This window comes from Oceanicola granulosus HTCC2516, assembly GCF_000153305.1.
In the GTDB taxonomy this organism is placed as follows: domain Bacteria; phylum Pseudomonadota; class Alphaproteobacteria; order Rhodobacterales; family Rhodobacteraceae; genus Oceanicola; species Oceanicola granulosus.
Genome location: NZ_CH724107.1, coordinates 1375010 through 1387096, shown reverse-complemented (window position 1 = coordinate 1387096; position 12087 = coordinate 1375010). Strand labels below are relative to the sequence as shown.

Below are 12087 nucleotides of genomic sequence, written 5' to 3'. Positions count from 1 at the left end.
ACGACGTGAAGACGAGATATTCCCACGGTGGCGACGAGCACATCTTCGTCGAGGTGGACGAGGAGATGTCGCTGGACGCCTTCTTCAAGAGCCTGTCGATGACCAACGCCCTGCGCGAGGCCGACATCGACGGCGTGACGGAGATCTGTCCGGCCAACGCCTCGTTCCAGGTCAAGTTCGACCCGGACGTGATCGCGCCCGGCGACATGCTCGACAAGCTCAAGGCGCTCGAGGACGTTGCCGAGTCCGCCGAGAAGAAGATGACGACGCGCATCGTCGAGGTGCCGGTCTTCTACCAGGACCCGTGGACCCACGAGACGCTGATGCGCTTCCGCGAGCGCCACCAGGATCCGGACGGCACCGATCTCGACTACGCCGCCAAGATCAACGGCTACGACAGCGCCGAGGCGTTCATCGAGGCGCACCACTCGTCGCCCTGGTTCGTGTCGATGGTGGGCTTCGTGGCGGGGCTGCCGTTCCTCTACCAGCTCGTCGAGCGCGAGAAGCAGCTGCAGGTGCCGAAGTACCTGCGCCCGCGCACCGACACGCCAAAGCAGACGGTGGGCTACGGCGGTTGCTTCTCCTGCATCTACTCGGTGCGCGGGGCGGGCGGCTACCAGATGTTCGGCATCACCCCGATGACGATCTTCGATCCCGAGCAGACGGTCAGCTACCTGAAGGACTTCATGGTCTTCTTCCGGCCCGGCGACATCGTGAAGTTCGCGCCGATCGACCGGGCGGAGTACGACCGCATCCTCGCGGCGGTGGAAGACGGCAGCTACCGGCCGCGCATCGCCGAGGTGACCTTCGACCTCGACGCCTTCAACGCCGACATGGCCGGGGTTAACGCGAAGCTGATGGAGGCTCTCGATGGCGCTTGAAATCCGCAAACCGGGACTGCTCACGACGATCCAGGACCTCGGCCGCCCCGGCTACTTCCATCTCGGCATCCCCGTCGGCGGCGCGATGGACCGCCTCGCGCTGCGCGCCGCCAACCGGCTGGTGGGCAACGACGAGGGCGCCGCGGCGCTCGAGGCGGTGTTCATGGGGCCCGAGTTCACCGTCACCGAAGACACCGTGCTCGCGGTCACCGGCGGCGAGATGCCGATCAAGCTCGACGGTGAGCCGGTGCAGACCTGGACCTCCTTCGCCGCGAAGAAGGGCCAGGTGGTCAGCTTCGGCTACCTCTCCGAGGGTGCGCGCATCTACATCGCCGTCGCGGGCGGCATCGCCACCGAGGCCAAGCTCGGCTCGCGCGCGACCTACGCGATCGGCGCGCTCGGCGGCGTCGACGGCCGCGCCGTCGCGGCGGGCGACGTGCTGCCGGTGGGCGAGGGCGACGGCATCGCGGGCCGCACGGTCCCCGAGGCCCTGCGGCGCCGGCCGGGCCAGCCGGCCGAGCTGCGGGTGCTGCCGGGGCTTTACTGGCACCGGATCACCGAGGCGTCGCAGAAGGCGTTCTTCGAGGACGAGTGGAAGGTCGCGCCCGAGGCCGACCGCATGGGCTACCGCTTCCGCGGCGGCCGCCCCGTCGACTTCGTCGAGCGCGAGCAGCCCTTCGGCGCGGGCTCGGATCCATCCAACATCGTCGACGGCTGCTACCCCTACGGCTCGATCCAGGTGCCCGGCGGCACCGAGCCGATCGTGCTGCACCGCGACGCGGTGTCGGGCGGCGGCTACTTCATGATCGGCGCGGTGATCTCGGCCGACATGGACCTGATCGGGCAGCTCCAGCCCAACGTGCCGGTGCGCTTCCGGCAGGTCGACATGGACCAGGCGCTCGACGCCCGCCGCGCGCGGCAATCGACCCTTGACGAGATCCGGGCCGCCCTGGCGTGAGCGCCACCGACCTCATGCCGCTCGCGCCGCGGGTCAACCGCGTGCGCGAGCCGATGCGGGTGCTCGGCACCACCGTGACCCACACGGCGGCGCTCAAGCGCGCCGCCGTGGAAGACCTCGGGATCGACCTCGAGTTCATCTCGCTCGACGGCACCGAGGCGCAGCGCTGGGGCGCGCTCCATTCCGACAGGTTCGACGTCTACGACCAGTGGTTCCACGACATCGACCTGATCTGGCCCACCGGCTCGCTGCAGCCCATCGACGCCAAGCGGATCAACCGCTGGTCGGAGATCGAGGCGCTGCCCCGCATCCGCAACCGCGACAGCGGCGCGCCCATGGCGTCCGGCTCGGAGCCCTCGGAGCGGCTGTTCGTCCAGATGGACGGCACGCTGGGCGACGCGGCGACGGAGTGGGTGTCGATGCTGCCCACGGTGCACAACGCCGACAGCTTCGGCGTCGTCGGCGCGGAGCCGGGGAGCGTGCGCAACTGGGACGCGCTGCTCGATCCCGCCTGGGCCGGAAACGTGAGCCTGCAGACCGACGCCGCCATCGGCGTGCTCGACATGACGCTCGCGCTCCACGCACGCGGCGACATGCGCCCGAAGGATGCCGGGGATCTGGGGCTCGAGGAGATCGACGCGCTGGTCGGGCAGGTGGAGGCCTACCGGCGCAACGGCCATTTCGGCTGCCTCTGGGCCGACGAGAGCGACGCGGTGCGCGCCTTCGCGCGCAATGAGCGCTTCATCGGCTCGCTCTGGTGGCCAGGCTTCATCAAGCTGCGCGCCCTCGGCGTGCCGGTCGAGCTGGTCACGCCGACCTACGGCTATCGCGGCTGGTTCGGCGGGCTGTCGCTCTCGGCGCGCGCCGCCGCCTATCACCTCGACGCCGCCTACGACTACTTCAACTGGTGGTACGCGGGCCGGGCCGGGGCGCTGATGTCGCGCAGCGGCGCCTACATGATGGCGCAGGACACCCTGCGCAGCTACCTCACCGAGGCCGAATGGGACTTCTGGTACGACGGCAAGCCCGCCGCCACCGAGATCCGCGACGCCGACGGGATGGTCGTCTTCAGGGCCGGCGAGCGGCGCGAGGGCGGCTCCTACGCCGAGCGCATGGCGCGGGTGGCGATCTGGGACACGGTGATGTGCGAGCACAATTACCTCGTGCGCCGCTGGGAGCACGCGCTCACTCGTTGAAGCGGGTCTCGCGCATCATGTAGCCGGGCAGCTCGGGCGGCGGAAACACCGACAGCGACATCAGCCGCCTCTGGGTGCGCTCCGCCGAGAGGTGGAGGTGCTCGGCGAGCGCCTGGCTCGCGGCCTCGACCGAACCGCGGCGCAGGAACTCGAGCACGATCAGGTGCTCGCGCAGCGCGACCTGGAACGGACGTCCGCCGATGGCGTCGGAGAAGACCGCGTTGACCACGAGGGCGATCTGGCTCTGCTCGATGAAGCGCAGCAGGTGGCCGTTGGGCGTGCGCTGCAGCAGCGTCCAGTGCAGGTCGCGCTCGAGCCGGGCGACCTCCGCGGACGACACGAGCGGCACGGCGTGGGCGGCCTCGGTCTCCTCGATCATCGTCAGGATCACCGAGGTCGGGGTGCGCGGCGCGCTGTCGCGCAGGGCCAGCGGCTCGAGCTGCTGGCGGATCGCGAAGTAGTGCGAGATGTCGCGCGCGGTGAGCGGGCCGACGATCCAGTGCGAGCGGCGGTCCTTGCGCACGAGGCCGCGGTCCTGGTGGCGCTGCAGCAGCTCGCGGATGACGGTGCGCGACACGCCGTGATACTCGGCTGCGGCGACCTCGTTGATGCGGAAGCGGCCGAAGGGCAGGGCGCTCGATATCACCCGCTCGAAGGTCTCGGCGATGCGCTCGGCGCGCTGGCGCGGCACATCGGCGAGCGGCGCGGCGTCGGCGCCCAGCGACTCGGCGGTCAGTTCGATGCGCCGCGGCGCCGCGCCCTTGCCCGCGCCCGCCACGAGGAAGCCGCGCCCCTCGAACCGCTCGAGCCGTCCCCGCTCGACCAGCTCGGCGAGCGCCTTGCGCGCCGGGGTGCGCGACGTGCCGAACGCCCGCGCGACAGGCTCCTCCGAGATGACGGTGGCGGGGGCGAGGCGGCCCTCCGAGATGGCGGCCTCGAGCGCCTCGGTGATGGCCGCGTAACGGGGCGCCGAGCGATTCGGAACAGTCAGATTCTCCACCGGGCCCACGGCCTCCTGCCTCTGTCGTTACCCCTACATACTCGCATAACGCGAAGAACTCAAAACGTACTGCGTCGACAATGTATTTTTTGCTTTTCCCGGTAGCGCTCACAGGTCGGCGGAAGTGCCTGAAATTGCGTCATCCAGCCCAGACGGGGCAAAAAGTGACCCATCGTTAGCGCCTCGGCTGCACTTTTTACTGTATCTGCACACAAAATACGTTGTAGGTAGGAGGGGAGGCTGAAAGCAGAAGCGGGGAGCAAGGTATGCTGGAGCTAAGACGGGTCACCAAGGCGTTCGCCGGGGTGCCCGCCATCGACGCGGTCGACCTGACGATCCACGACGACGAGTACCTGACGCTGCTCGGCCCGTCCGGGTCCGGGAAATCGACGCTGCTGCGGCTCATCGCGGGGCTCGAGGTCTGCGATTCCGGCACGATCTCGCTCGACGGCGAGGACATCACCTACAGCCCCACGCACCTGCGCAATCTCGGCTTCGTGCAGCAGAGCTACGGCCTGTTCCCGCACATGAACGTCTTCGACAACGTCGCGTTCGGCCTGCGCCACCGCACCCACAACCCCATCGAGGACAGCTCCGAGGTCGACCGCCGCGTCAAGGCGATGCTCGACCTCGTCGGCCTCAGCGAGCTCGGGCAGCGCATGGTCGGCCAGCTCTCGGGCGGCCAGAAGCAGCGGGTCAGCCTCGCGCGCACCCTCGTCACCGAGCCCAAGGTCTGCCTGCTCGACGAGCCGCTCGGCGCGCTCGACGCCAACCTGCGCGAGCGCATGACGGTGGAGCTGCGCAAGATCCGCGAGGCGCTGGGCGTCACCTTCATGCACGTCACCGGCAACGAGGACGAGGCGCTGGCGATGGGCGACCGGATGATCGTGCTCGATCACGGCCGGCTGCTTCAGGTCGCGCCTCCCGACATGGTCTACCGCGAGCCCGACAACGTCGCGGTCGCGCGCTTCGTCAACGCCTACAACATCCTCGAGGGCCGCGTCTCCGACGGCGCCTTCCTCCAGGACGACGCCCGTCTGCCCGCCGCCGGCGCGCCCGACGGCAAGGGCTACTACGCGATCCGCCACGACGCGGCGACCATCCACCACGGCAGCGAGCCCCCCGAGGGCGCCGTCGCCCTGCCGGCGACCTTCGTGACCGAGGAGTTCCTCGGCAGCCGGTTCTTCTACTTCCTGCGGCTCGACGACGGCACCGTGTTCGAGGTCGAGCGTCACCTCAGCCGCGAGGACCCGATCCACCTCGAGGCCGGCACCCGCTGCATGGTCAGCTGGGACCCGCGCAACGCCCTCCACTTCGGCGCCGACGGAAACCGCATCGGCGCGCCAGCCATGAAAGGAGCCGCCTGATGGCCGACCAGACCGTCCCCGCCGTCGGCACAGCCGGCCCCGCCCGCCGCCAATCGGGCTTCTTCGCCCGCCACAGCACCTGGCTCCTGCTCGCGCCGGGGATCGTGTGGATGGTGCTGTTCCTCGTCGTGCCGCTGGGCATGATGGTCTATGTCAGCTTCTGGACCCAGACGACCTTCTCGATCTCGTCCGACCTGACGCTGCAGAGCTGGATCACCTTCTTCAGCTCCGAAACCTACTTCGGCGCGCTGCTGCGCACGCTCAAGATCTGGATCATCGTCCTCGCCCTGACCTTCGTCATCGGCTACCCGACGGCGCTCTTCATCGGCCAGTTCGTGCGCGACAAGACGGTGCAGACGATTCTGCTCGTCACCTGCGTCATCCCGTTCTGGACGTCGTTCCTGATCCGCGTGCTGGCCTGGCGGCCGATGCTCGGGCTCGAGGGCGCGATCAACATCGTGCTCCTGCGCCTCGGCATCATCTCCGAGCCGATCGAGGTGCTGCTCTTTACCGAGCTCTCGGTCGTGATCGGGATGGTGCAGATCTACGTCGTCTTCATGGTCGGCCCGATCGCCTTCATGCTGGCGCGGATCGACGAGAGCCTGATCGAGGCCGCCCGCGACCTCGGCGCGTCGACCTGGACGATCTTCCGCAAGATCATCTTCCCGCTGTCGCTGCCCGGCGTGGTGGTCGGCGCGATCTTCGTGTCGGTCATGGTGCTCGGCGAGTTCGCCACCGCCTCGGCGCTCTCGGGCCGCAAGGTGAACCTGCTCGGCAACATCATCGTCACCCAGGTCGGATCGCTGAAATGGGCCTTCGCCGCCGTCATCGGCGTGGTGCTCACGGTCATCATGGCCATCGTCATCGGCGGCCTGCTGCGGGTGGTGAACCTGCGGCGCGAACTCTGAAGGAGCTGGAACAATGCAAAACAACGGCTTTCTTCGTACCGCGCTGGGCCTCTACACCGCCCTGTTCATCATCTTCCTCTACGGCCCGTTCGTGGTCATGGGCATCCTGTCGTTCCAGGCCGGCCCGGAGGGAGGTCCGCAGTTCCCGATCATCGAGTGGTCGACCTACTGGTACCGCCACGTCTTCGGCCTGACGCCGCCCTCGCGCGTCGCGCCGCTGCCGATCGGCGAGGCGCTGCTGCGCTCGCTGACCCTGGCCTTCGCCACGATGGTCGTCTCGACGGTGCTCGGCACGCTGACCGCCCAGGGCTTCCGGCGCAACTTCCGCGGCTCCGGCCCGGTCTTCTACCTGGTGGTGCTCGGCATGATGGTGCCCGGCGTGCTGCTCGGCCTCGGCATGGCGCTGGTCGCCGACCAGCTCGACATTGCCCGCACCTGGTGGGGCACGGCCTTCGTGCTGCACGTGGTCTACACCTTCCCCTTCGCCTTCCTGGTGATGCTCGCGATCTTCAACCGCTTCGACAAGTCCGTCGAGGAGGCCGCGTGGGCGCTCGGGGTGTCGCCGGGGCGGACGTTCCGCAAGATCACGTTCCCGATGATCTTCCCGGGCGTGCTGTCGGCCATGCTCTTCGCCTTCACCCTGTCCTACGACGAGTTCCCGCGGACCCTGTTCACCGGCGGCTCCGAGGTGACGATGCCGATCGCGATCTACGGCACCTTCGCGGTGGAGATTCACCCCAACATCTTCGCCTTCGGCGTCCTCACCACGCTGTTCAGCTTCGCGCTGCTGAGCACCTACGGCATCCTGATGGCGATGTCGGTGCGGCGCGCCAAGTTCGCGGCGGTCCAGGAGGACATCGAGTGAGCCGCCTGGCGGGCCAGCACGCCCTCGTCACGGGGGCCGGCGCCGGGATCGGCGCCGCGGTGGCCGAGCGGCTGGCCGCGGAGGGCGCGGCGGTGAGTGTCATGGACCTCGACGCCGACGCCGCCGAGCGGGTCGCCCGGGCGATCCGCGAGGCGGGCGGCACGGCCGCGGGCGTCGCCGGCGACGTCTCCGACGAGGCCGACATGGACCGCGCCTTCGAGGCCGCCGAGGCGGCGCACGGCGCGATCACCTGCCTCGTCAACAACGCCGGCATCGTCCAGCAGGCGCGGCTCGAGGACATGAGCGTCGCCGACTTCGACCGGATGATCGCGGTGCACCTGCGGGGCACCTTCCTCGGCTGCCGCCGCGCGCTCGGGCCGATGCTCGAGGCGGGGCGGGGGACGATCATCAACATGGCGTCCCAGCTCGGCCAGATCGGCGGGGTGGAGCTGACGCACTATTCCGCCGCCAAGGCCGGGATCATCGGGCTGACCAAGGCGCTGGCGCGCGAGGTCAGCGACCGGGGCGTGCGGGTCAACGCCGTCGCGCCGGGGCCGATCAACACCGATCTCGTGCGCGCGCTTTCCGACGAGTGGCGCGCGGCGAAGGCGGCGGAGCTGCCGCTCGGCCGCTTCGGCGAGCCGGAGGACGTGGCGGCGACCGTCGCCTTCCTCGCGTCGGACGACGCCAAGATCTACGTCGGCCAGACACTCGGGCCGAATTCCGGGGACGTGATGCTTTGAGGGACAGCGACGCCATGAAAACCGTTCTGATCACCGGCGCCGGCATCGGCATCGGCCGCGCCACGGCCCGCGCCTTCGCCGCCGACGGCCACCGGGTCATCGTCACCGACGTGCTCGAAAGCGAGGGCCGCGCGGTCGTCGACGAGATCAACGCCAGCGGCGGCACCGCCGAATTCCACCCGCTCGACGTCACCTCCAGCGAGGCCGCCGACCGCGTCGTCGCCGCCGTCGAGGAGGCCTACGGCCCGCTCGACACGCTGGTGCTCAACGCCGGCATCGCCCACCGGGTGCCGCTGGCGGAGATGAGCGACGAGGCGTGGGACCGCACCTTCGAGATCGACCTCAAGGGCATGATGCGCCTGGTGCGCGCGGCCGCGCCGGCGATGCGCGAGCGCGGGCAGGGGGCCATCGTGTGCCTGTCGTCGATCATGGGCGTCGCCTACGGCTGGGACGAGCACGTACACTACTCCGCCGCCAAGTCCGGCGTCGTCGGCCTCGTGCGCGGCCTCGCCGTCGAGCTGGCGCGCGACGGCATCCGCGTCAACGGGGTCGCGCCCGGCTACATCCGCACCGCCCAGGCGCTGTCGGAGAAGCATTCGCTGGGGCCGGCCGGCCTCGAGAAGGCCGCCGAGTTCATCCCCATCGGCCGCGTCGGCGAAGCGGAGGACATCGCCGACGTCATCCTATTCCTCGCCTCGGACCAGGCCCGGTACATGACCGGGCAAACAATAACAGTGGACGGGGGATTGCTGGTCGGACGCTACTGAAGCGCCGGCGGCAGCTGACTTGAACCGCAACCGAAGACAACAGGGAAGCAACATGACCAAATTCAACCTTTCGCGCCGCGAGGTGCTTGCAGGCATGGGAGCGCTCGCGGGCACCTCCTCGCTGATGACGCCGCAGATGGCGTTCGCCCAGAACCTGGGCGACCAGGAGCTCCGCACCGTCGGCCTCTCGGTCACCGTGCAGGAGCGCATCCTCAACGACTTCCAGGAGAAGTCGGGCGTCGACTCGGTCTCGGGCAAGGCGGACATCTTCCCCAACACCCAGACCGAACTGCTGTCGGGCTCCACCGCCTACGATTGCTGGGAGATCATCGGCGAGCGCCTGCCCGCGATGACGATCACCGAGACGGTCCAGCCGATCCCGGTCGCCGACCTGCAGAACTGGAACGCGATCCGCGACACCTTCGTCGAGACCGACGAGCGGATGGAAGCGCGCGCCCAGATCTCGGGCCAGATCTGGGCCGACGAGGACAAGACCCAGCTCTGGATGGTGCCGAGCGTCTACAACTTCGACTCCATCGGCTACCGCCCCGACCTCGTCGAGGCCGAGGAGGCCAACACCTGGACCTCGCTGTTCGACGAGAAGTTCAAGGGCAAGACCGGCCTCAACGTCGACCCGCTGATCGCGTTCGGCCAGGCCATCCTCGCGATGAACGAGCTCGGCCTGCTCGAGGTGCCGAACCCGGGCAACCCCGACCGCGCCGCCATCGACGAGGCCGCTTCGTTCCTCATCGACAAGAAGAAGCAGGGCCAGTTCCGCGCGCTCTGGGGCGACTTCGGCGAGCTCGTCAACCTGCTCGCCTCGGGCGAGATGGTGCTCGCCGACGCGTGGCAGCCGGCGGTTATGGCCGTCAAGGCGCAGGGCATCCCGTGCTCCTACGCCGTGCCGCGCGAGGGCTACCGCGCCTGGGCCATCGGCGTGACGCAGATCGCCTCGTCGCCCAACGCCGCCGCCGTGAAGGCCTACGCCGACTACTGGCTCTCCGGCCCCCCCGGCATCATCGTCTCCGAGCAGGGCTACTACTCGCCCACCACGACCATCAAGGACGTGATGGATCCGAACAAGTACGCCTTCTGGTACGAGGGCCAGCCCTGGGTCGGCCCGCCGGAGCGCGGCATCGAGGAAGGCGACGTCCGCGACGGCGGCAGCCTCGAGGAGCGCGCCTCCAAGGTGAACTACTGGCACCAGTGGCCCGACGAGTACGACCACCTCATCATGCGCTGGGACGAGTTCCTCAGCGCCTGACGATCCCCGGGGCGGCGTCCGCGCCGCCCCATCCCCGACCACGCCCGCGACCCGCAGCCAACGACCGGAGCCGACGCATGTCCGCCTACGACCTGGAACTGAAGAAACTGAAGAAGGTCTATCCCGGCGGCACGCTGGCGGTGGAGGCGTTCGACCTGCAGGTCGAGAAGGGCGAGTTCATCTCGTTCGTCGGCCCCTCGGGCTGCGGCAAGACCACCACGCTGCGCATGATCGCCGGCCTCGAGAGCATCACCTCGGGCGAGCTGCTGATCCGCGGCAAGGACTTCACCCACGTCCGCGCCGAGCAGCGCCCGACCGCGACGATCTTCCAGAACTACGCGATCTTCCCGCACATGAGCGTCGCCGAGAACATCGCCTTCGGCCTGCAGGTGCGCGGGCTCGACAGCGCCGAGATCAAGCGGCGCACCGACGCGATCATCGACAAGCTGCAGATCGGCGACATCCGCGACGCCCGCGAGAGCGCGCTGTCGGGCGGCCAGAAGCAGCGGGTCAGCCTCGCCCGCGGCCTCGTCACCGAGCCCGACATCCTGCTGCTCGACGAGCCGCTCGGCGCGCTCGACGCCAACCTGAGGAAGTCGATCCAGGAAGAGCTCAAGATCCTGCAGCGCGACCTCGGGATCACCTTCATCTTCGTCACCCACGCCCAGTCCGAGGCGCTATCGATGGGCGACCGCGTGGTGGTGATGAACGCCGGTCGCGTCGAGCAGATCTCCTCGCCCTTCGACCTCTACACCCGCCCCAAGAGCCCCTTCGTCGCGCGCTTCATCGGCCGCAACAAGATCATCGAGGGCAAGCTCGAGGACGCGCGCGACGGGCGCGCCCGGGTGAAGACCAACTTCGGCACGCTCGCCGGGGTGCCGAGCTTCGACCCCGGCCGGGTGCGGCCGGGCGACGACGTGATGCTGGTCGCGCCGTCGGAGTACGTGGAGATCACCCGCGCCGGCAGCGGCGTCGGGCTGCAGGAGGGCCACGACACCGTCGCCGGCACCGTCTCCAGCATCGAGCCGGTGGGGCAGGTGGTCTACGTGACCGTCGCGCTGCCGGGCATCAAGCCGATCCGCATCGAAGCCTACCGGGAGAAAATCGAACAGGCCGGGCTCGAACCCGGCGGCGCCGTCGACCTGACCTGGAAGGCCGAGCGCGCCACGGTGGTGGCGGCCTGAGCGCCACCCCCGCCGTCACCACCACCAGACCTTTACACAGTGCCCAACATCACAGGGAGTGAGATCATCATGGCCAAGAAAATCTACTGCGCATTCGGCGTCGACGTGGACGCCGTCGGCGGCTGGCTCGGCAGCTACGGCGGCGAGGACAGCCCCTGCGACATCAGCCGGGGCATGTTCTCGGGCGAGGTCGGCTCGCTGCGCCTGCTCGAGCTGTTCAAGCGGTTCGGGATCAAGACCACGTGGTTCATCCCCGGCCACTCGATCGAGACCTTCCCCGAGCAGATGAAGGCCGTCGCCGACGCCGGCCACGAGATCGGGATGCACGGCTACAGCCACGAGAACCCGATCGCGATGACCCCGGAGCAGGAAGAGGCGGTGATGGACAAGTCCATCGGCCTCATCGAGGACCTCTGCGGCCGCCGCCCCACCGGCTACGTCGCGCCGTGGTGGGAATTCTCGAAGGTGTCCAACGAGCTGCTGCTCAAGAAGGGCATCAAGTACGACCACTCGCTGATGCACGACGACTTCACCCCCTACCGGGTGCGCGTCGGCGACAGCTGGACCAAGATCGACTATTCCAAGCAGGCCCACGAGTGGATGAAGCCGCTGGTGCGCGGCGAGGAGACCGACCTGATCGAGATCCCGGCCTCCTGGTACCTCGACGACCTGCCGCCGATGATGTTCATGAAGGCCGCGCCCAACAGCCACGGCTTCGTCAACCCGCGCCACCTCGAGGACATCTGGCGCGACCAGTTCGACTGGGTCTACCGCGAGATGGATTACGCGGTCTACACGCTGACGATCCACCCCGACGTGTCGGGCAAGCCGCAGGTGCTGATGATGCTCGAGCGGCTGTTCAACCACATCAACAGCCACCCCGGCGTCGAGTGGGCGACCTTCGACGAGATCGCGAACGACTACGACAAGCGGTTCCCGCGCTAGGCTCCCGGC

12 protein-coding genes are annotated in these 12087 nt (G+C 68.9%); 11 read left to right on the top strand and 1 reads right to left on the bottom strand.

Translation table 11 applies throughout. The features are described from left to right. The first annotated feature begins 5 nt into the window (after positions 1-5). Genes OG2516_RS06550 through OG2516_RS06540 form a run of 3 tightly spaced genes read left to right on the top strand, consistent with a single transcriptional unit; the run spans position 6 to position 3035 of the window. A complete protein-coding gene (locus OG2516_RS06550) occupies positions 6-881 on the top strand; it encodes a 5-oxoprolinase subunit B family protein (RefSeq protein ID WP_007254848.1) in 876 nt (291 codons plus the stop codon). Beyond that, positions 871-1839, top strand: a complete 969-nt coding sequence (locus tag OG2516_RS06545; protein WP_007254847.1) for a 5-oxoprolinase subunit C family protein — start codon at positions 871-873, stop codon at positions 1837-1839. The genes OG2516_RS06550 and OG2516_RS06545 overlap by 11 nt, the downstream gene beginning before the upstream one ends. Further along, complete coding sequence (locus tag OG2516_RS06540; protein ID WP_007254846.1) at positions 1836-3035, top strand: type 2 periplasmic-binding domain-containing protein; 1200 nt, start codon at positions 1836-1838, stop codon at positions 3033-3035. The genes OG2516_RS06545 and OG2516_RS06540 overlap by 4 nt, the downstream gene beginning before the upstream one ends. On the opposite strand, the gene OG2516_RS06535 is transcribed toward OG2516_RS06540, so the two are convergent. Continuing rightward, complete coding sequence (locus OG2516_RS06535) at positions 3025-4035, bottom strand: GntR family transcriptional regulator (RefSeq protein WP_007254845.1); 1011 nt, start codon at positions 4033-4035, stop codon at positions 3025-3027. The genes OG2516_RS06540 and OG2516_RS06535 overlap by 11 nt on opposite strands. 266 nt (positions 4036-4301) lie before the next feature. Between OG2516_RS06535 and OG2516_RS06530 the strand changes: the two genes are divergently transcribed. From OG2516_RS06530 to OG2516_RS06495, 8 genes are all read left to right on the top strand, one after another. Next, entirely contained in the window at positions 4302-5402 is a 1101-nt protein-coding gene (locus OG2516_RS06530; protein WP_007254844.1) for an ABC transporter ATP-binding protein, read from the top strand. Then, complete coding sequence (locus OG2516_RS06525) at positions 5402-6310, top strand: ABC transporter permease (RefSeq protein ID WP_007254843.1); 909 nt, start codon at positions 5402-5404, stop codon at positions 6308-6310. The genes OG2516_RS06530 and OG2516_RS06525 overlap by 1 nt, the downstream gene beginning before the upstream one ends. 13 nt (positions 6311-6323) lie before the next feature. After that, positions 6324-7175, top strand: a complete 852-nt coding sequence (locus tag OG2516_RS06520) for an ABC transporter permease (protein WP_007254842.1) — start codon at positions 6324-6326, stop codon at positions 7173-7175. Beyond that, the gene (locus OG2516_RS06515) at positions 7172-7918 is read left to right on the top strand and encodes an SDR family oxidoreductase (protein ID WP_007254840.1); all 747 of its coding nucleotides are present in this window, start codon (positions 7172-7174) and stop codon (positions 7916-7918) included. The genes OG2516_RS06520 and OG2516_RS06515 overlap by 4 nt, the downstream gene beginning before the upstream one ends. Before the next feature lie 14 nt (positions 7919-7932). Continuing rightward, complete coding sequence (locus OG2516_RS06510) at positions 7933-8685, top strand: SDR family NAD(P)-dependent oxidoreductase (protein WP_007254839.1); 753 nt, start codon at positions 7933-7935, stop codon at positions 8683-8685. A 52-nt stretch (positions 8686-8737) separates the two neighbouring features. Then, on the top strand, positions 8738-9949 hold the full coding sequence (locus OG2516_RS06505) for an ABC transporter substrate-binding protein (protein WP_007254838.1): 1212 nt from the start codon (positions 8738-8740) through the stop codon (positions 9947-9949). Positions 9950-10026: 77 nt separating this feature from the next. Beyond that, positions 10027-11133, top strand: a complete 1107-nt coding sequence (locus tag OG2516_RS06500; protein ID WP_007254837.1) for an ABC transporter ATP-binding protein — start codon at positions 10027-10029, stop codon at positions 11131-11133. 69 nt (positions 11134-11202) lie between these two features. Further along, entirely contained in the window at positions 11203-12078 is an 876-nt protein-coding gene (locus OG2516_RS06495; protein ID WP_007254836.1) for a polysaccharide deacetylase family protein, read from the top strand. Positions 12079-12087: the final 9 nt, after the last annotated feature.